This window comes from Streptosporangium sp. NPDC051022, from assembly GCF_040683035.1.
Lineage (GTDB): Bacteria > Actinomycetota > Actinomycetes > Streptosporangiales > Streptosporangiaceae > Streptosporangium.
The window spans coordinates 70370-89322 of record NZ_JBFBCF010000027.1; the positions used below are offsets into that span (position 1 = coordinate 70370).

21 protein-coding genes and 1 tRNA gene are annotated in these 18953 nt (G+C 70.6%); 13 read left to right on the plus strand and 9 right to left on the minus strand.

Annotation, left to right across the window (positions count from 1 at the left end; translation table 11 throughout):
• Window positions 1–2 precede the first annotated feature (2 nt).
• Window positions 3–1025, plus strand: coding sequence for a chorismate-binding protein (locus AB0N02_RS34155; protein ID WP_363954988.1), 1023 nt, complete (start codon window positions 3–5; stop codon window positions 1023–1025).
• A complete protein-coding gene (locus AB0N02_RS34160; protein ID WP_363954991.1) occupies window positions 1022–1852 on the plus strand; it encodes an aminotransferase class IV in 831 nt (276 codons plus the stop codon). The genes AB0N02_RS34155 and AB0N02_RS34160 overlap by 4 nt, the downstream gene beginning before the upstream one ends.
• A gap of 55 nt (window positions 1853–1907) precedes the next feature.
• Here AB0N02_RS34160 and AB0N02_RS34165 read toward each other — a convergent pair whose 3' ends face one another.
• A complete protein-coding gene (locus AB0N02_RS34165) occupies window positions 1908–3275 on the minus strand; it encodes a hypothetical protein (protein WP_363954994.1) in 1368 nt (455 codons plus the stop codon).
• A 44-nt stretch (window positions 3276–3319) separates the two neighbouring features.
• On the opposite strand from AB0N02_RS34165, the gene AB0N02_RS34170 reads away from it, so the two are divergent.
• Complete coding sequence (locus tag AB0N02_RS34170) at window positions 3320–3967, plus strand: DUF305 domain-containing protein (protein ID WP_363954997.1); 648 nt, start codon at window positions 3320–3322, stop codon at window positions 3965–3967.
• Between the two features lie 9 nt (window positions 3968–3976).
• Here the strand turns inward: AB0N02_RS34170 and AB0N02_RS34175 are convergent, their stop codons facing one another.
• Window positions 3977–4393 carry an SsgA family sporulation/cell division regulator gene (locus AB0N02_RS34175; RefSeq protein WP_089210725.1) on the minus strand — a complete coding sequence of 139 codons (417 nt, stop codon included), beginning with the start codon at window positions 4391–4393 and terminating at the stop codon, window positions 3977–3979.
• A gap of 462 nt (window positions 4394–4855) precedes the next feature.
• On the opposite strand from AB0N02_RS34175, the gene AB0N02_RS34180 reads away from it, so the two are divergent.
• Window positions 4856–4927: transfer RNA gene (locus tag AB0N02_RS34180), tRNA-Val, on the plus strand.
• A 146-nt stretch (window positions 4928–5073) separates the two neighbouring features.
• On the opposite strand, the gene AB0N02_RS34185 is transcribed toward AB0N02_RS34180, so the two are convergent.
• The 3 genes from AB0N02_RS34185 to AB0N02_RS34195 form a co-directional block, all read right to left on the minus strand.
• Complete coding sequence (locus AB0N02_RS34185; protein ID WP_363955000.1) at window positions 5074–5382, minus strand: hypothetical protein; 309 nt, start codon at window positions 5380–5382, stop codon at window positions 5074–5076.
• Between the two features lie 476 nt (window positions 5383–5858).
• Window positions 5859–6122, minus strand: coding sequence for a hypothetical protein (locus AB0N02_RS34190; protein WP_363955003.1), 264 nt, complete (start codon window positions 6120–6122; stop codon window positions 5859–5861).
• 192 nt (window positions 6123–6314) lie between these two features.
• Window positions 6315–7205 carry a phosphotransferase gene (locus AB0N02_RS34195; RefSeq protein WP_363955005.1) on the minus strand — a complete coding sequence of 297 codons (891 nt, stop codon included), beginning with the start codon at window positions 7203–7205 and terminating at the stop codon, window positions 6315–6317.
• An 89-nt stretch (window positions 7206–7294) separates the two neighbouring features.
• Between AB0N02_RS34195 and AB0N02_RS34200 the strand changes: the two genes are divergently transcribed.
• Window positions 7295–7474, plus strand: coding sequence for a hypothetical protein (locus AB0N02_RS34200; RefSeq protein WP_363955008.1), 180 nt, complete (start codon window positions 7295–7297; stop codon window positions 7472–7474).
• A 45-nt stretch (window positions 7475–7519) separates the two neighbouring features.
• Here AB0N02_RS34200 and AB0N02_RS34205 read toward each other — a convergent pair whose 3' ends face one another.
• On the minus strand, window positions 7520–7834 hold the full coding sequence (locus AB0N02_RS34205; protein WP_363955011.1) for a hypothetical protein: 315 nt from the start codon (window positions 7832–7834) through the stop codon (window positions 7520–7522).
• 272 nt (window positions 7835–8106) lie between these two features.
• On the opposite strand from AB0N02_RS34205, the gene AB0N02_RS34210 reads away from it, so the two are divergent.
• The 4 genes from AB0N02_RS34210 to AB0N02_RS34225 all read left to right on the plus strand — a co-directional run bounded on the left by AB0N02_RS34210 (window position 8107) and on the right by AB0N02_RS34225 (window position 10806).
• Window positions 8107–8373 (plus strand): hypothetical protein, encoded by a 267-nt coding sequence (locus AB0N02_RS34210; RefSeq protein WP_363955014.1) that lies wholly within the window; start codon window positions 8107–8109, stop codon window positions 8371–8373.
• Between the two features lie 970 nt (window positions 8374–9343).
• Entirely contained in the window at window positions 9344–9646 is a 303-nt protein-coding gene (locus AB0N02_RS34215) for a hypothetical protein (RefSeq protein ID WP_363955017.1), read from the plus strand.
• Window positions 9647–9877: 231 nt separating this feature from the next.
• Window positions 9878–10180: a hypothetical protein gene (locus AB0N02_RS34220; RefSeq protein WP_363955020.1), complete on the plus strand. Its 303-nt coding sequence runs from the start codon at window positions 9878–9880 to the stop codon at window positions 10178–10180.
• Window positions 10181–10596: 416 nt separating this feature from the next.
• A complete protein-coding gene (locus tag AB0N02_RS34225; protein WP_363955023.1) occupies window positions 10597–10806 on the plus strand; it encodes a hypothetical protein in 210 nt (69 codons plus the stop codon).
• Between the two features lie 1203 nt (window positions 10807–12009).
• On the opposite strand, the gene AB0N02_RS34230 is transcribed toward AB0N02_RS34225, so the two are convergent.
• Window positions 12010–12294 (minus strand): hypothetical protein, encoded by a 285-nt coding sequence (locus tag AB0N02_RS34230; protein ID WP_363955026.1) that lies wholly within the window; start codon window positions 12292–12294, stop codon window positions 12010–12012.
• Between the two features lie 319 nt (window positions 12295–12613).
• Between AB0N02_RS34230 and AB0N02_RS34235 the strand changes: the two genes are divergently transcribed.
• The 3 genes from AB0N02_RS34235 to AB0N02_RS34245 all read left to right on the plus strand — a co-directional run bounded on the left by AB0N02_RS34235 (window position 12614) and on the right by AB0N02_RS34245 (window position 14195).
• Window positions 12614–12934: a hypothetical protein gene (locus AB0N02_RS34235; protein WP_363955029.1), complete on the plus strand. Its 321-nt coding sequence runs from the start codon at window positions 12614–12616 to the stop codon at window positions 12932–12934.
• Between the two features lie 108 nt (window positions 12935–13042).
• Window positions 13043–13759: a DUF4232 domain-containing protein gene (locus AB0N02_RS34240; protein ID WP_363955032.1), complete on the plus strand. Its 717-nt coding sequence runs from the start codon at window positions 13043–13045 to the stop codon at window positions 13757–13759.
• 106 nt (window positions 13760–13865) lie between these two features.
• Entirely contained in the window at window positions 13866–14195 is a 330-nt protein-coding gene (locus AB0N02_RS34245; protein WP_363955035.1) for a hypothetical protein, read from the plus strand.
• Here the strand turns inward: AB0N02_RS34245 and AB0N02_RS34250 are convergent.
• Both AB0N02_RS34250 and AB0N02_RS34255 read right to left on the minus strand, forming a co-directional pair.
• A complete protein-coding gene (locus tag AB0N02_RS34250) occupies window positions 14179–16575 on the minus strand; it encodes an ABC transporter permease (RefSeq protein ID WP_363955038.1) in 2397 nt (798 codons plus the stop codon). The two genes, AB0N02_RS34245 and AB0N02_RS34250, sit on opposite strands and share 17 nt — an antisense overlap.
• Entirely contained in the window at window positions 16569–17486 is a 918-nt protein-coding gene (locus AB0N02_RS34255) for an ABC transporter ATP-binding protein (protein WP_363955041.1), read from the minus strand. The genes AB0N02_RS34250 and AB0N02_RS34255 overlap by 7 nt, the downstream gene beginning before the upstream one ends.
• Before the next feature lie 108 nt (window positions 17487–17594).
• Between AB0N02_RS34255 and AB0N02_RS34260 the strand changes: the two genes are divergently transcribed.
• On the plus strand, window positions 17595–18911 hold the full coding sequence (locus AB0N02_RS34260) for a sensor domain-containing protein (RefSeq protein WP_363955044.1): 1317 nt from the start codon (window positions 17595–17597) through the stop codon (window positions 18909–18911).
• Window positions 18912–18953 lie beyond the last annotated feature (42 nt).

Below are 18953 nucleotides of genomic sequence, written 5' to 3' on the forward strand. Positions count from 1 at the left end.
GAGTGCACGACTCATTTGCCCATGTAGGGGGCCATTTGGCCACCCGGCTCCGCGACGTCACCACCGACCTGGCCGCCCTCGACGGCCAGGGGTGGTGGGCCGTGGTGGTCGACTACGAGGGGAAGGTCACGTGTGCCAGGTTCGACGACGTCCGGCCCGCGCCGCTGCCCGTGCCGTGCGGCCCCTGGCGCGGGCCGCATCCCTCGTCCTGGCGCAGCTCGCTGGACCGGGCCGCCTACGAGCGAGGCGTGCGCCGCATCCGCGAGTACATCGAACGCGGCGAGGTGTACCAGGCCAACCTGTGCCGGGTGCTGAGCGCGCCGCTGCCCGGGGAACCGGACCTTCCGGCGCTGGCCGTACGGCTGGCCGAGGGCAACCCCGCCCCCTACGCCGCCACGGTGAGCCTGCCCGGGCTCGGGGTGGTCTCCGCCTCTCCCGAGCTCTACCTGTCCAGGGACGGTGACGTGATCGAGTCCGGGCCGATCAAGGGGACCGGGGCCACCGCGGGGGACCTGCTGGAGAAGGACTATGCGGAGAACGTGATGATCGTCGACCTGGTCCGCAACGACCTGGGGCGGGTCGCGGAGGTCGGGTCGGTGAGCGTGCCCGCGCTGTGCGCGGTCGAGGAGCATCCCGGCCTGGTGCACCTGGTCTCCACGGTCCGGGCCAGGCTCGCCCCCGAGTTCGGCTGGCCCGAGCTGTTGTCGGCGACGTTCCCCCCGGGGTCGGTGACGGGCGCCCCGAAGTCCTCCGCCCTGCGGATCATCAGCGAGCTCGAGCCCGAACCGCGGGGACCGTACTGCGGGGCCGTAGGCTGGGTCGACGCCGACCGGAGGCGGGCGTCACTGGCGGTGGGGATCCGCACGTTCTGGCTCTCCCGCGACGAGATCCACTTTGGTACCGGTGCGGGCATAACCTGGGGGAGCGATCCGCGCGGAGAGTGGAGCGAGACCGAGCTGAAGGCCTCCCGCCTCATAGCGCTCGCTTCCACGTCGGACCCGGCAGTTTCAGGAGGAACTCGATGAACCTACCCGTGTGGGTCAACGGACGGCTCATGCCGTCCGAGCAGGCGGCCGTCTCGGTGTTCGACCACGGCCTGCTGGTCGGCGACGGCGTGTTCGAGACCGTCAAGTGCGTCGGCGGCGCTCCCTTCGCCCTCACCCGCCACCTGGACCGGCTCCGGTCTTCGGCCCGCTCCCTGAACATGCCCGAGCCCGACGTCGAGGCGATCACCGCGGGCGTGCGGGCCTGCCTGGCCGAGGCGCCCGCGTGGCCGCTCGGCCGGATCCGCATCACCTACACCAGCGGGCCCGGCCCGCTGGGCTCCGACCGGGGCGACGGCGGAGGCACCGCCGTGGTGATCGTCGCCGAGCAGCCGTCGTTCCCGGCGACCGCCGACGTCACCGTCGTGCCGTGGCCCCGCAACGAGCGCGGCGCGCTCGCCGGGGTGAAGAGCGTCTCCTACGGGGAGAACGCCATGGCCCTCTTCTACGCGAAGGCCAGGGGCGGTGGTGAGGCGATCTTCGGGAACCTGGCGGGCAGCCTCTGCGAGGGCACCGGCAGCAACGTGTTCGTCGTCCACGGGGGGCGCCTGGTCACCCCCACGCTCGCCTCAGGCTGCCTGGCCGGGGTCACCCGCGCGCTCACCCTGGAGTGGTGCGGCGGCTCGGAGGAGGACGTGCCGCTCTCGGCCCTCTACGAGGCCGACGAGGCGTTCCTGACCTCGACCACCCGCGACATCCAGCCGATCCGCATGGTCGACCAGACCGTACTGCCCGCCGCGCCCGGCCCGGTGACCGCCAAGGCGATGCGGATCTTCGCCGAGCGGAGCGCGGCCGACCTCGACCCGTGACGGTGCGTCGCGGCCACCGCGGAGGCCGTCCCCGGCCGGTGACGGTGCTCTGCGGCTACTCCGGGTAGGAGACCTGGGTCTGGGCGTTCAGCGCCTTCGTCCTGACCTTCTTGGCCGGATCGGTCAGCGGGTCGTCGATCCGGAGGACGTCCAGACCCCTGGTGATGTCGCTGGAGTAGATGTGGCCGTTGTAGTAGTAGGCCGACCACGATCCCGCGGCCGCGTCGATGGGGCCGCGCTCGAAGAAGCCGATCTCCCGGGGGTTGGCCGCGTCGGTGAAGTCCCAGACCGAGACCCCGCCCTGGTACCACGACTGGACCATGATGTCCCTGCCGGGGACCGGTAGCAGCGCTCCGTTGTGCGCGACGCAGTTCTCGCCGGGCTCCTGCTCTCTCGGGATCTTGAAGTAGCCGCGGAGCGTGAGCGTGCGGTCCTCGCCGAGGTCGTAGACGGCGTTCGCTCCGTGGTTTTCCGGGGTGTCCCGGTCACACGTCGCGCTCATGCCGCCGCCCAGCTCGTCACTGAAGACGACCTTGGTCGCGGCGTTGTCGAACGTGGCCGAGTGCCAGATCGAGAAGTTCTCCTCGTCGCGCACGTGCTGGATCACCCTGGGGTTCACCCGGTCGGAGATGTCCAGCAGGATCCCGTCGCCGAAGCAGGCCGCCGCCGCCAGGTTTTTCTCGGGATATGCGGTTATGTCGTGACAGCCTCCTTCGCGTCCTCCCGTGGTGGAGAAAACCGGCTGCGAGACGACCCTGGCCGCGGCCGGATTCCCGGTGGGCACCTCGACCACGGAGATGCCTTCGTGCGGCCCGGAACAGGTCGGCGTTCCGGGAACGGGGCCGGGGGAGGAGACGTAGAGGTAGAGCGTGTCCGCGTTCCGGCCGGGGACGAGAGTGTGGGTGTGGGAGCCGCACTCCGTGGCGACCGCGGAGACGAACGTGGGATGGGTCTTGTCGGTGATGTCGAAGATCCGGATGCCCTCCCAGCCCTCGCCCTCGTCCTCCTCGTCTCGTGGGCCGCTCCCGCACCCGGGCCCGCCGCGTGGGGTGTCGACGGAAAGGAACAGCAGGTTCCCGCTCACCGACACGTCGTTCTGCTCGCCGGGGCAGAGCACCCGGCTGACCACGGAGGGCCTGGCCGGATCGGACACGTCGAGCACCGTGAAGCCGTCGAAGTTGCCGACGAAAGCGTGATCGTCCTGGAAGGCCAGATCGGTGCCCCACGACTGGGGGCCGTCAAGGGGCGCCCCCGGCGGCACGTTCGCCAGGTGCGTGATGTTGGCGCTGTGCAGGGCGTCCCCGGTGGTTTTCACGGTGAGCGGCGCCGAGGTGGCCGCCCGCAGGGCCGACGGTTCGGGAGCGGCGGCACAGCCGGTCACCAGAAGCAGGGCCGCCAGCCCGAATGCCGGAATCGATCGCACTGCGCCCCCGTTTTGGTCAGTTCCCTTGCCCCATTATTGAAGATATGCGAAGGACGTATTTGCCGTACGGGGTCGATGTGACGATCTTTGCGGTACTGCTCCTCAGCGGCTGTGCCACGACGGGGACCGGTGGGCGGGCCCCGCTGGTCGCGGGCACCGGCGCACCGGTGATCATCCCGGGTGAGCCGGGGGACGCCGGCCGTACGGCGGCGCCGGGCGAGCGGCTCGGCGAGTCCGAGGCCCGTGTGACGGCGGCCGACGTGCGGTTCGCCGAAGGAATGATCCCGCATCACCGGCAGGTGCTGGAGATGGCCGCGCTGGTCCCGTCGCGGTCCTCCTCGCCCGCGCTGCACAGGCTCGCCGGGCGGATCATCGCCGCGCAGCGATCGGAGATCATGGCGATGACGACGTGGCTGAAGTCGGTGGGCAGGGTTCCACCGGGCCACGACGGGCACCCCGGCGCGGAGCACACGATCACGCCGGAGCAGATGGAACGGCTCGCGGCCGCCAGGGGCGCCGTCTTCGACGAGCTCTTCCTGAACCTGATGATCGTCCACCACGAGGCGGCGGTGGAGATGGCCGGACGGCAACTCGAAGAGGGTGCCGACCGGACCATGCTGGCCACCGCGAACGACGTCGTCTCGGGACAGGGCGTCGAGATCGCTCGGATGAGGAGACTGCTCGCGGGGTAGGAGCGGAGGTCAGGAACTCCAGAGCATGTTGCTGAGTTCGGCGTCGAGGTCCATGAAGTCGGTCTCGCGGCCGGCGGGGACCAGTTCGTAGGTCCGGTGCAGGAACTCCGTCAGAGGCGCCAGGGGAACCTCGAACAGGGCCTGGCCGAACGGCGACGTGAGGCTGATGTGCAACGTGCGCTCGCCGTCGGCGCGCGCCGGCCACACCTGGACGTCTCCGTCACCGACACGCCGGACGATGCCGACGGTCAGGAGTTCACGGGCGAAGATCCACTCGACCGGTTCGTCGTTCCCCACGTGGAAGGCCATTCTGATCGCGTAGGGATCATCAGCCGTGTAGCTGAGTCCGGCGAGGAGGGGGACGGTGGTACGGTCGGGGACCACAAGCCGAAGGCCCAGCTCGGCAGAGACGGTGGAGCTGTTCATCGTCAGCCAAACCTTTTTCGTCGTCGGTCCCCTCTGCGGGGCTTTCACTGCTCTGGCGGACTCTCTATGTCCCGAGCTATGACGCGGAACAAAGAAACCTGTAGGAAAGATTCCGCCTCCGGGCCCTTCTGTAACACACATCACAGCGCGACATTTGGGCGTCTACCTGGCTAAACATCACCAACAGGGCCATATTTGCAAGGGTTTTGCGTATCGTTTTGGTCACCGTCGACTCCCCCTCAGGGGCGTCTCGGGCTATAGAGGTCGAGCCTGGGTCGTACGGTGCTTCTACGGATCAGGATGATGCTATGCCACCGTAGCCCCCCGCTGGACGCATCCTCGGACCTTCGAGTCCCGTCCGTGTCGCGCCTCAAGATCATTCCCTCCAAGGTCTCGCTTCGCCAGCGCTCCCGGATTGCTGTATGGTTTTCCACGTCGGCACCGCGAGGAGCCGGACAGGGCGGGCGATTAGCTCAGCGGGAGAGCGCTTCGTTCACACCGAAGAGGTCACTGGTTCGATCCCAGTATCGCCCACACAGATGTGACGCAGGTCAGGACCCTCTGGTTGACAGCAACCAGAGGGTTTTCTGTTGCCCGGCCAAGATCGACCACAGGTTTTGGGCGCAGAATAGGCGCAGACCTCGGAGATCCACCTCCGCGACCCACCCCTCTCGCCATCGTCACCTCCCGGCTTCCGCTGGAGGCGAATCCCGGCCGGCCAGCCGGACGGCCCGCCGCCGGAGCGTCTTCGGCCGGAGAATCCGGGTCACCGCCGCATCCCGGTACGGCTCCAGCAGCCGATCGAGAAGCGGCACCGTCAGCCGGTGAGGAACACCCGCCTGCCCCCACGCCGCCTCCAGGGCGGCCCGCTCCATGAACGCGCTCTCCCACCGCTTCTGCGGCGCCTCCATCGCCTCGCCGCGCATCTGCTCCGGCGCGTGCGTGTAGTGGTCCCGCATCGCCGAGGCGATGCGTACGTCGTCCTCCACGCCGTGTCCCATCCGCTCATCGCGCAGGATGTCGGCGACGCGGTCCTCACCCGTCCACGTCGGGTAGGCGTGGCGTAGCCCGTGCGTCGTCAGGCCATGCCGGATCGGCGGCCACGAGGCGACCGGCGCGCTGCCGCCGGCGCGGGAGGTCCTTGAGGGGACCGCGACCGACGAGCAGCGGGGCGGTGCCGGCGGAGGTGCGGGAGGCTCGCCCGTAGCCTCTGGAAGCGCTCAACGCCCACGCGTGGTGGGGCGAGCAGCGGGACCGGCATGGGGTGTGGACGGCGCTGCCGAAGGCCGCCAAGGAGTGACCGTCCAGTGCGCCCCGGGTGCGGCCGGGGCGCGCCCATCGCGCTGGTTGAAGCTCAGGTACCACCCCGTCGGACGGGCACCACCCCCGCTCGGGTCCCTCAGGTGATGGAGACATGGAAGCGGCAGGCGCTTGGCTGCCCCTCTTCGGAGGGCGGCGGGCGCTTTCAGCCCGCCTGGACGCTCTGGCTGATGTACACGACGAAGCTGTAGCCCCCGCGGTCGGGTATGCAGACGCTGGTCGGCTCACCGTACGTCGCGACGATTTCCCGTTCCGCCTGGCATTGTTCCAGGGTGGGGTAGGGGCCGTACCTGATGATCCAGTACTGACCGGTTTGGGTGGTGGCGGAAGCTGGTGCGGCACCGGCCAGGGCAGCGGTGCCCAGCGCTGCCACGAGCAGGGCTGCGGCTGATAATCGGCGGATCTTCACGGTGACTCCTTACGGCTGGGTAGGAGGACACCTTCAGAGGAGCACCGATCGCCGAGGTCGGGGAGCTACCGGTTTCCCATATTTCGGCTGCATGGTCCGCGTTTCCTGGGCCCGTTTCGCCGGGCCTGAACAACGCGGCGCCCCGTCGTCCTCCTTGCGGAGGACGGCGGGGCGTTTTCGTCGTGTCTGGGCTCAGGTGGTGCGGTACTCCACCCAGGCCCGGCCGGCGGCGGCAGCGGCAGCACGGGAGGCCTGGATCCCGGCGGGGCCGTTTCGGGAAACGAACTCCCGAAACAAGCTCCACACGGCAGCAAGCCCGGTCACCGCGGACTCAGGGGCGGCCTTCCACGCTGGCACCTGAGTGGCGAGCTGCTCGGCCTGCTCCGGCGTGTGCCCGGCCAGGATCAGCCGCGGAACGAACAGGGCCGTCTCGACCCAGGTAGCGCCCTGACAGGCCAGACCCCAGTCGATGACCCGCACCCCGCCGGGGACGGCTAGCAGGTTGCCCTCGTGTAGGTCAGCGTGCAACAGGGTGGCCCCGGCCAACGCGTCGAGGTTGAGACCGGCCCGAGCATGCTGGTAGGCGGCCAGGCTCTCCAGGTCGGAGGGCGGGGCGGCCAGCAGCGCATCAGCTCGCTTGCAGAGGAACTCTACGTTGTCGCTCACGGGCGGTACGTCGGCGCCCGGGTTCGGGGTGAGGATCTCGCCGAGCACCCGGATCAGGTCGATGACGTCAGGCAGGTACGGGGAGGCGGGGCTGAGGTCCACCTCGCCCGCGGTCTCGATGTACTCCAGCAGGAGGACGATCCAGCCAGCGGTGTGCCCACTCCACAGCATGCGGGGGCTGGGCACACCGCTGGGTATTGCGGCGCCGACGAGGCGCTCACGCTGGTAGAGCGGCGCGGATGGTGCATCGTCCGGCAGGGCTTTGAGGAACACTGGCCCGGCTGTCGTGTCCAGTCGTGCGGCAAGCCCCGCTGTGAGACCGCCCGGCAGGGACATCGCCTGCTGGATCGGGCCGCACACGGCCGTGACTGTGTCGCGGACCTCGGTGGGGAGGGTGTCCCATCGGTGCTCGGTCATGTGCCGCACTGTACGCCGCTCCTATGCGGTTGACGTGCTGTTTCGGTTAGCTGTCGGTGCATCCCTGGTGGCACTGGGAGCATTTGCCGGTGCCGCCGTCGCAGGAGGTCTTGAACGGCGCCATGACCGACGAGCAGCGGGCCGAGCTGGCGGAGGTGCGGGAGGTCTGGCTGCAGGCGTTGGAGGCGTTGAACCGGCACCCGTGGTGGCGGGATGTGAACGACCGGTACGCCACGCAGAAGGCGCTGCGGAAGGCTGCCGAGGGCTGAGGTGGGCGCGCCCCGCACTGGTGGCCGGGGCGCGCTCGTTAGGGATCAAGGGATGTAAATGAGGAAGTAATAGCCCGCCTGGCGGTACTGGTCACCCGCGTACCATCGGCAGCCGCGGAGTCCGGTGAAATCACCGTGGTCCGCAGCGTCCTGCCAGCCGACCAGGCAGGCGTCCATGGTCTCGTAGCGCTTGGACCAGTACCAGTCCGGCGGCAGCGGAGCGAAGGCGTGGCTCTCGGCGCTCCTGGCCGAGGCGGTCTGGTAGTTGACGGATGCGGATGCAGGGGCAGCGCCGGCCAGGGCGGCGGTGCCCAGTGCCGCTGCGAGCAGGGCTGCGGCTGATAATCGACGGATTTTCACGGTGGCTCCTCACGGTCGGGTGGGAGAACACCTTCAGAGGACCACCGATCGGCGAGGTCGGGAGCTACCGGTTTTCCATATTTCGGCTGCATGGTCCGGCGAGCGGGCACGTTTCGCTGGGCCTGAACGGCTGGAAGCCCCGCCACCGCAGGCGGGGCTCTCGCCTACCGTCGCCGATGGTGGAGAACGCCACCGACTACGTCCCCGGCACCAAGGCCGCCAAGCTGTTCTTCGCCACCATGCAGAACCGGCTCTAGCGGCACATCACCGGCATGAGCGCCGTCGAGATCAGCAACGCCCGGGAGATCTGCCACTGGCCCGGCCGGGAAACCGGCAGGCTGCAGCCGACCAAGAAGGACCGGGACGTCGCGAAGAACCACCTGACGGTCGGCGAGCTGAGGAGGCTGGACCGGCTCGTCGGCCGCCTGTGCCTGCGGGCCGAGGACATCGCCGAGGACGGGCTCAGCCTGACCCTGGCGGCTTGGGAGGGTCTCGTCGACGCCGAACTCACGGTGGGGGCCCGGCAGGCTATCGCCTGAGTTCCTCCCCTGAGATGACGCTGTAGCGGACTCGTCTCGCGAGACACGGAAGCCCCGCCGCTCTTCGGAGCGGCGGGTTGATGTCCGCTTCCGGCTATAGCGGGGTGAGGTTTCCCGCGTTACCTTCGAGGCGCTCGGTCTCGTTCTTCGCTTCGGAAAGGGCGCCTTATGGCCTTGATCAGACGCCTCGCCGCCGCGGCGGTTGCGGCGGTTCTTGGCGGCTTGCTGTTGCCGGCGTCGCCTGCGCGTGCTGATGGCTCCTTTGTCTGTGCGTCCGGTACCCGCTTTGAAGTGTCGCCGACGGTGGGCTACAACGTCGTGGCGAGCGACTGCACGGGTGGCGGTGATGGAGGGTGGGTCACGATCGTGATCACGTCCGGCTACTACGCGGGCACTCATGAGTGTCGCCGGTTGATGTCTCCTGGGCCGTACATCGTGAGCGGACAGCAGTGCACCTAGAAACGCCCTCGATCGGTGGTGAGGGCGAGATGTCGCCGCCTGCAACGCGGAGAACGGGGGCGTCACGGTCGAGGCGTGTGAGGGCGTGAGGGTGTGGATCTAGTCCCCCTCTGTGTCTCCTTCGAGGTTTTTGCCCTTGGTGGCTTTCTTGCTGCGGCCTGGCCCATCATGATGACGGGCGTACCGGCGATGATCATGGCGATCATCACCATTTTTGTGAGGTGGGTCCGCATTGTCGGCTCCATCTGGCCAGTGTTTGCGGGGGGCCGTGCCTGTCGGACTCTCGGGGTGAGAGTACGCCGCTGCGGTGGTGCTTTCCAGGCTCAGCGGTGTTGTGGTCGGGACGGGCGGGTGCAGCGGCTGCTGGTGGTGCGGGGGCAGGCTGGCGGGGCGCTCTTGGTCGGGTGGAGGCGCGGAGAGCGCTTGCTTCGCCCTTTCTGGGGCGTATCGTCCGTTTAGGAAAGTTCCTTGCCGGAAGCGCCATTTACCTTCGAAGCCGGAGGAAGCGCACATGAGAAGAAACCTGGCCGCAGTCGTGTCCGCCACCGCCCTGCTCACCGCCTCCTTGCTGGTGGGCTCCGCATCCCCCGCCCACGCCGCCCCGACGGGCTGCACGACCTGGCAGGAGGGGTACGTCGCCTACAGCAAGTGCACGGGCGGTACAGGCACGCAAGCGGTTTACGTGAGCGGCGTGCACGTGAACCCTGCAGTGGGATGGGTCGCTATGAGCGGCCCCCGGGTGGGGGTGGGCGAGATATCGTCGGTCAACTTCCCGGGCACCGTGTGGTACCGAAGCACCACCTTGTACGACTGACGCGACACCGAACGGCATGGCGACGCTCCCGCCTCCAGTACGGAGGACGGGGGCGTCGCGGTGTGTGGGCGTCGCCATGGCGCCGAGCTTGGGATCCATGCCGCTCACGGTGGCGTTGTGGGGTGATCGTGCGCGGCTGGGGGGAAACACCCTCAATGCAACGTTGAGTATGTGATCGACTACTCACGGTTATGATCGTGGGGTCGTCCATCTCGCGAAAGGGATCACCTGATGCGCCTGGCCCGTCCCCTGCTCACCGTCGTCCTGGCCACTCTCACCGCCGCCACAGCCGTGGTCCTGGCCCCGCTCAGCTCGGCCTGGGCGGGGAACGGAACACTATGGATCAACGGCAAGCGTCACCAGAACCCCAGCGGCTGCTACTCCCTCAAGCAGGGGCCGCTTTCGGCGACCAACCGCACCAACACGGCGGCTGTCGTCTACGAGGGCGGCAGGTGCAACCACCGGATACTCGGTGCCGTCGGGCCTGACCAGCGCGGCGCATGGGAGCGCGCCGGCAGCATCTATATCAACTAGCGAGGCACGACGGACGCGACGACCGCTGACCGGCACCCTCGCCCGCCCGCGGTGCGTGCCACGTGCTCGTCCTCGTCGAGGCGGGTGTGCGGGAACTGGATCAGGCCGTCCACGGATGCTTCTTGGGGTGTTGCGGATCGACCGGTCTTCTGCCGGCAGGACTGCCGGAGCCGGGTGTACAGCGCCGCCACACCGGTCGAGCCGCGACGAAGGTGGTGGGCCCGGAGTTCCCGAAGCCGCGGTGAACCGCGATGTGGGGACGGTCGGCCGGCAGGTGGTCCGGCCGGCCTCGTTCCAAGTCGGCTCCAAGTCGATCACCAAAGCACGCTGCGACGCTTCGGTGTCGATAACGACACCGAGGAGGCGGCCGGGACGGTGCCTCCTTCCCCCCTCATGTCGCGATCCCAAGGAGGACCATGTTGAGGCATTCGTTCCGCGCCCTCGGTGGCGTCGGGCTGGTCGCCGCTCTGCTGGTGGCCGGGTTCGGTATCGGCCGCGCGACCGATCTCGCCGGTGACCAGGGACCGGTCGGGAGCAGCCAGTCCGGTGTCGGCGTCTACGCCTACGGCTACCCCTCGGGCTCCCACCCGGACGGGTGCGATCAACCCAAGTGCGCAGGGGCGTGATTGCCCCGTTCGCATCGTCGTCTCGGCACCGCGAATCGCCGGGATCGTGATTCGCGGTGGTAGTGCGACAGGGCCTGGCGGATGGTCGCCGCCAGGTCCTGTTTTTTTGGATCATCGAACGTCGAGTGGCGCCATCCGCGCCGATCGGAATCCAGGAAAACATCAAGCTCGCCGGACATCTGTGCATTACCGCCGAAAGAGCAACGCTTGCGAACGTCGATGTCGAAAAGGGCGCCCTTTCTGGGAGAGAAGTGAACCCCCCGCGACTCGCGAGACCTTTCCTGATGACCTCTCCTTGGGAGGGCCCCCCGGTCCAGGCGGGGGAAAGGGTGTGCGTCGGGTCTCCTTAGTGGAAAACGGCTGCCGGAGTCGGTGTCATGGGAGGCCGGTGACTCTCACCGAACGGTTCTGCCCGCTTTTCCGGTCACCGCCCCGAGATCGGGTGCACCCGGCTATGGACAATCCGGCGGGAGGGGCACAGGCTCCGGGTGACCTGTCCCTAGTCCGATGGGAGTCCCATGATCCGCCGTGTTCTGTCTGTTCTCGGAATCGTCGCCGTACTGGTGTCGGTGGCGGGACCGGCGCACAGCGCGAACGTGATCCACTCGCCGCAGGTGGCCGGCGCTCGCTGACCGGAACGTGACCGCACCCTTCGCCTCTTGGAGGGTGCGGTGCCGCGCCCGGTGGTCCACCGTCCCGCTGTCGGATCGGGCGGCACGCTGTGATCCCGGTGGCCTTTTCTCCGTCAACGACGGTGCACCGGAAGAGTACGGCGGTGCGACCTGGAAGTCCTGTTGCGTTGGCGGTTTCCACGGCGTCGCCGAAGCGGAGGCGGAGGCCGCCGTGATGGCCGATGACGGCGATTCGCGTTCCGGACGGCGGGCGGCGGAGGAAGCCGATTGCGAAGAGCGTCGGAAAGTGTGAACGGCGAAAGAACGGGTGATATCGCGGATCCGTGATCCCCGGCCTCGAAAGGAAGGCGCAGGAGGTCCTCTGCCTGCCGTGTGGAGGGATCCCCGCCGGTGGAACGGCGACCGCCGGCGGGGATCGGGGCACGGAGCCGGTGTGGGCGGAAGACCGCCGACACCACCTCGTGCCGGCCTCGGACGAGTGGGAATCCGAGGAGTTGTCGGGGACACGCGGTCGGTGCGATGACCGTGGAGCCAGGCGTCCCGGGCGTTCTCCTCCTGCTCGCCGCGGCTGTCAGTCCCGGACTTCGACGCCTCCGCCGATCAGGGAGGCGGGCGGGCACCAGGCGGTGGAGGGCTTCTTGGCGGGCACCCACGCGCCGTAGTTCGTCCAGCGGGTCTGTGACTCCCAGTAGATGCAGAGTGCCCTGTGCTCGCCGGTACCGCCCGAGCAGTAGGTGACGACCCCGCCCGGGTAGGGGTAGGCCGGCCGGCATCCGACGGGCGCCGCGGTGGCGGGGGCGGCGCCGGCCAGGGTGGCGGCGCCCAGCGTCACTGCGAGCGCGGCTGCGGAGGACAAACGGCGGATTTTCGCTGGGTGTTTCCTTGCCTAATGGGGGGTTGGAGCACCTATAGATGATCATTGGGTGGTATGTGGTGAGGAGATCGCATTTCCTTATATTTCGGTTGAATAGTCAATGTTTCTTGGGTGTTTCGGTCCTGAACAAGGTCGTGGCCGATGGACGGGGTGAGGGGGAAGGTTCCGCTGGGCCCGCGGGTCATATCGTCGTGTGGGGGGCCTGAAAGCCTGGCGGTGCGGTGAGGGCGGCCGGACGGGAGGCGGGTAGGTAGCCCGCGAAACTTGTCCCTTCTGTCCCCTTCTGCGAAAGGGCACCCCCATGTCCCTGATCAAACGCCTCACCGTGGCCGTGGCGGCGGCGGTTCTCGCCGGGCCGCTGATGGCGGTTCCCGCCGCGCATGCGGCCGGAGACTACGTCTGCGATGGCGGGACCTTTTTCAACCGCCCCTACGGGAGCACCCTGTGGCACGTCTGGGGTAATCCGTGCACGGGGTCGGGAGACGGAGGCGTCAGCCTGATCACGCTCTCATCCGGACCGTTCGCGGGCGTCTACCAGTGTGACCGGGCGGACTGGCTCAGCAGCACGTGGGTGTCGGGGAGCACCTGCACCCGCGTCGGTCCCTTCGAGCGCCGGCCGTAGTCAGGGCCGGGCGTGACGGCGTCCCCGTCCTCCGGTGCGGGGACGGGGGCGTGCGGCCGGAGGGCGGGACCCCGGGGGTACGGCCCTCCGGGTGAACAAAATCCCCGGGTGAACAAAACCCCTGAAGCCCGCGTCCAACAGGACATGAAACGCAACAGCAGGGCGAGGCGGCCGTCGGCGGTCTCCCTCATGACGGTGGGCATGCTGGTGGCGGTCGCGGCGTGCGCCTCACCCGCGCAACCCGGGACCGCGGGTACGGCGGGTACGGCGGCGCGTCCCGCGCAGCGCCCCGCCGCCGCACCGGCGAAGGCGGACGTCACGCGGGCGAGGCCCGGTGCCGAAGGGGCGAGGACCGGAACCGGAGCCGGGGGAGCGGTGGCCGGGAACGCGGGTCTCTCCACGGGGAGGACGGCGGCCGTGCGCTGCCGTACCGAGGAGCTCAGCGCACGGGTGGGCGCGGAGGGCGCGGGGGCGGGACAGCGGTACGCGCCGCTGGTGCTCACCAACACCTCGGCGAAGGACTGCTGGGTCTACGGATTCGTCGGCCTGGTCATGTTCGACGGCAACGGTGACGCGCTCCGCACCAAGGTGCGCAGGGAGAACGTCCGGCCGCGCCGGGTGACGCTGCGTCCCGGGGCCGGCGCGCACGCCAGGCTCCACTGGACCGTGGTGCGGGGCGAGGGCGATTCCCCCTGCCCGGCCTCGGCGCGACTGATGATCATCCCGCCGGACGAGATCGCGCACCTCGAGATCCCCTTCACCGCCACGGTCTGCGGCGACGGCCGTCTCGACGTCACCCCGATGGCCGCGGGCACCCGGCTCTGAGCGCGGCGCCCGGCGGCACGGTGCCGTGAACCGGCCGATGGCCGGACGCGGGGGTTCCCGGACCGCTCAGGGTCTTCCCGCCCCGCCGGCCTTCATGATCGCTTTCTTGGACCGCCAGGACATGACGGACCAGCGCGCGAGCGCCGACAGGATCGAGCCGACCGACAGCACCGAGCCGATCGAGAAGGCCGAGGCGGCGGAGCCGATCGAGCCGACGGACAGCACCGAGCCCACCGACCCGATCGAGAGGATCGAGTTGGTCGATCCGATGGACAGGATCGATCTGTCCGAACCTATGGACCACAGCGAATCGCGATTTCTCGGCATAACGGCAATCATGCTCGATCCACGGGACCCGCGGGGCGGTGCGGACGGTACCCGCCCGCCCCACCCGGCCGCCGGGCAGGGGCCGTCCGGCGTCAGCCCGTCCGCCTGACGGCCCGCGCCGCGGGAACCACCCCGCCGGCCACGGCGAGCACCAGACAGGCGCCGATCACGCCGAGCACGGCCGGCCAGGGGACGATCAGCCCAACGGGCGCACCGATCTGCCCGCTCAGCCCGGAACGCATCCCCAGCAGCGCGGGCAGCGCGACCGCCGTGCCGAGCACGGTGCCCATCACCGTCACGAGCACCGACTCCACGGTCACCACGGCCAGCACCTGCCGGGGAGTGGCCCCGGACATCCGCAGCACCCGGAAGTCGGGAACGCGTCCCGAGGTCGCCATGGCCAGGGTGCCGGCGATCGAGATACCGGTGTAGGCGACCGCCATCCCGACCAGGATGAGCGTGAAGAGCCAGACGAGGCGGTCCTCCTCGGCGTCCGAGTTCGCCGCGTAGGCCGCGACGTCGAGCCTCCTGCCTCCCGGGAGGTCGTCCCCTCCGGGGGATCCGGCGGTGCCGCCGACGAGGACCTCCTTCGTCAGAGCGGACGGATCGTGCGCCCTGACGACGTCGCGGGGCAGCAGCAGGGGAGCCGGGGCGTCGGCGACCACGGCCGTCACCCGCGGGGTCGCGGCGCGGCCGTCCTCGAAGGTCAGCGGGACCGTGTCACCCACCCGCCAGCCCCGCTCCCGTGCCACTCGCCGGGCGACGATCAGGCCGCCGGGCGTGTCCAGGGATCCCTCGACGGGGGAGAGCCGGTCCGCGGAGCGGGCCAGCACCTCCCGGGTGACGCCCGCGGCCTCCATGGGGGGAACTCCCTCGCCGTACACGGTGGTCGGCAGCGTCGAGACGCCTCCGGCCGCCGCGACCACGGCGTCGGACAGGCCCGGGGTGCCGTCGGGCACCACCACCCCGCCGGCCCGGACGGCGAAGGCGCGGCCCGTGGCGAACGCCCCCGCCGACGTCTGCACCATGCCGGTCACCAGTACGGCGAAGCCCACGGTGACGAGCACCGGCGCGGTCGTCGACGCGGTCCGGCGGATCGCCGCCAGCGAGCCCTCGCGCACGAGCATCCAGACGGCCCCGCGCGACCCTGAGAGCGGCCGCAGCAGTGCCCGCACGAGCGGCGGGAGGATCGCGGGCGCGAGCAGGGTCAGGCAGACGATCAGCGTCATGGCGGCGTACAGAGACCAGGACATGATCTCCTCGGGGGCCGCGCCCGCCACGGCGGCCGCACAGCCGATCCCGGCCACGCCGGACACCGCGCCACAGATCCAGCGCGCGCGGGTCATCGGCCGCGGATCGACGGCGGCCTCGCGCAATGCCTCGAGCGGGGTCACCCGGGAGGCCCCGCGCGAGGCCGACCACACCCCGAGCATGGCCACGACGATCCCCGCCGCGATCGAGACGAGCGGCGGCCACGCCTCGATCCGCACCGAGAAACCGGGCGGCTCGAATCCGGCCTGGACCAGCAGCCCGCCGAACGACGGGGCCAGGACGACGCCGAGCAGCGCGCCCGCCAGGGCCGCCACGGCCCCGATCGCCAGCGCCTCGCCGTACACCGTCGCCCGGACCTGGCGGGGAGTGGCCCCGACGGCGCGCATCAGGCCGAACTCCCGGCGCCGCCGCATGACGCCGAACGAGAACGTGGAGGCCACCACGAAGATCGACACGAACGTGGACAGGATCGTCATGCCCACCAGGACCTGGGTGCCGATCCACCGGATCCGCTCGTCGGACTTCGGTTCCAGGGCCGACCGCGCGTCGCCGGAGAACACCTGTCCCCGTGTACCGACGATCGCCCTCGCGGCGGCCTCGACCGCGGCGATGTCCGCGCCCGGCCCGGTGACCAGCCCGATCACCCGCACCCCGCCGGACAGGCGGGCGGCCGCGGTGTCGTTCACGTGGAGCCCGGGGCCGTCGAGGACACCGGAGACGGTGTACGGCACGGGCCCGGCGGCGGTGAGGAGGGTGACCGGTGCCCCCGGGGACAGGCCGAGGGCACGGTCGACCACCACCTCACGATCCCGGACGGGCGGCGAGCCGGACACCAGCCGGTACGGCGCGAGCGCCGCGCTCGACCACGGGTGCCCCCACAGGAGCGAGGGGCTGGGGCGCCCGTCGAGAACCGCCTGGGCGTAGAAGGAGCGGTCGGCCACGGCGGCGCTCACCCCGGGGACGGCCGCCAGCAGGCCCGTCAACGAACGGACGGTCTCCGGAGACCAGGGACGGTCCTCCAGGAAGGAGCCGTCGGCCTGGACGGCGGTGGGGCTGCGGACGAGCACGCCCGTGCCCTCGTAGCGGGCGGGGACACGCGGCGCGGCCGACACGAACACCAGCGAGGTCATCGACGTCAGCGCCACACCGAGACAGAGCGCGACGAACGCCCCGGCGAACCCGCCCGGCCCGCCGCGGACCATGTTCAGGCTCAGCACGAGGACTCCAGCGCCGCCATGCGGGCGGCGATCGTCTCGGCACGCAGTCTCCTGACCGTCTCCCCGTCCTTCCCGGCGTTCTTCCCGCCGCCGCTCCCGGCGCTCCAGACCTCCTCAGAGCCGCCCCCGGCCCCAGAGCCGCCCCCGGTCCCCTCGATCCTCCCGGTCCCGCCGGTGCCGCCGCGGCCCGCCGGGGCGCGCCGGTCCGTGCCGGCGGGGCCGTCCGCCGCGCCGAGTTCGTCCACCACGCGGCCGTCGGCCATCAGGACCACCCGGTCGGCGTACGCGGCGGCGACGGGGTCGTGGGTCACCATGATCACGGTCTGCCGCCGCCGGTCGGCGATGTCCCGCAGCAGCCTCAGCACCTCCCGCGAGGTCCTGGTGTCCAGCGCCCCGGTCGGCTCGTCCGCGAAGATCACCGCGGGCCCGGTGATCAGCGCCCTGGCGATCGCCACCCGCTGCTGTTCGCCGCCGGACATCTCGCTCGGCCGGTGCCCGGTCCGCCCGGCCAGCCCCACCTCGGCCAGCGCGGCGCGGATCTCCGCCCCCGAGGGCCGGATCCCGGCCAGCCGCAAGGGCAGCGCGACGTTCTGTTCCGCGGTGAGCGCGGAGACCAGGTTGAGCGACTGGAACACGAAGCCCACCCGCTTCCTGCGCAGCAGCGTCAGCGCCGTCTCGTCCAGCGTGCCGAGATCGGTGCCGTCGATCGTCACCTCTCCGCCGCTGGGCCGGTCGAGCCCGGCGGCGCAGTGCAGGAGGGTCGATTTTCCCGAGCCGGAAGGGCCCATCACCGCCGTGAACGTCCCCTGGCGGAAACCGATCGTCATGTCGTCCAGCGCGGTCAAGGCCCGCGGGGCGGAGCCGTACACCTTGCTCACCGACCGCAGCCGGACGGTCTCAGTCGTCGTCATGCCCCAAGCCAAGGGCAGCGGGGGAGCCCGCACATTGGCGGTGGAACGAGAACCGGGACTACACCTGGCACTACCGCCGAGCACGCGCCCGGCGGCTACGGTCGAAGGGTGTTCGCCGTCCCCCGGCCGCCGTCGGCGGATCCCACCCCGCTCCGCCGCCCGCCCGTGGGCCGCGCCGGACGGGCGGGGCGGGTTCCCCTGACCGCCCTTCAGTCCCTCGTCCAGCCCCCGCTGCGGTTTCTGGCCTCCCCGTGGCCGTGGCGGTCGCTCGCCTACCTGCTGAGCGGCGCGCTGCTGGGTGTGATCCCGCTGTACGTGCTCATGGTGGCCTTCACCTACGGGGTGGTGCCCGCCACGGTGCTGGCGGTACTGACCGTCGTGTGCTCGGCGCTCCCGCTGGCGAGGTTCGAGCGGCTGCGGGCGCGCCTGGTGGATCACGAACCCCTTCCCGCCCCGCGCGAGGGCTCCGGCCCGGGCCTGCGTGCCCGGCTGCGTGCCCGGCTGGGAGCCCAGTCGACCTGGCGGGAGCTCGGCTACACCCTGATCGCGCTGCCCGCGCTGTGGTGGCTCGACCTGGGGGTGATCTTCTTCGCCGGCGGCCTCCCGGGCATGCTCATGAGCGCGCCCTTCCAGCCGGGCACCTTCCCGCCGTTCGGCGTGTTCCTGGCTCTGTGCGGGGTCGCGCTGCTTCCGGCCGGGGTCTATCCCGTGACCGCCTGGGCCGGGGTGCGGGCCCTGCTGGTACGGGCGATCCTCGCGCCCCGTGACGCCGAGCTGACCGAGGTCGTGCGCTCCAGGGCCCGCCTGGTGGACGCCTTCGAGGTCGAGCGGCGCAGGATCGAACGGGACCTGCACGACGGCGCCCAGCAGCGGCTGGTCGCGCTGACGCTGAAGCTCGGCATGGCCCGGCTCGACCTGGAGCCGGGATCCCCCGCCGACAGGTCGGTCGCCGAGGCGCACGAGGAGGCCATGCGGGCCCTGGCCGAGCTGAGGGAGCTGATCCAGGGGGTGCATCCACGGGTGCTCACCGACCTCGGCCTGCCCGCCGCGGTGCTCGACGTGGCCGGGCGCTCGCCCGTGCCGGTCGACGTGGACGTCGTGCTGCCCCGGAGGCCGCCCCCGGCGGCCGAGATCACGGCGTACTTCGTGGTCTGCGAGGCGCTGGCGAACGTCGCCAGGCACAGCGGGGCGAGCCGCTGCGCCGTACGGGGCAGGCTCGTCCACGAGACCCTGCTGCTGGAGATCCACGACAACGGCGAGGGCGGGGCCGCCCCGGCGGCCGGGACCGGGCTGGCCGGGCTGGCCGACCGGATCGCGGTGGTCGACGGCACGATGTCGCTGTCCAGCCCGGCCGGAGGGCCGACCCTGCTGCGGGTGGAGATCCCGTGCGCCCGGCCGCCGGAGACCTCCCGGACGTTCCCCTGACCGGGGCGGGGCGGAGCGCGCCCTCTCCGTCCCCGTCACCGT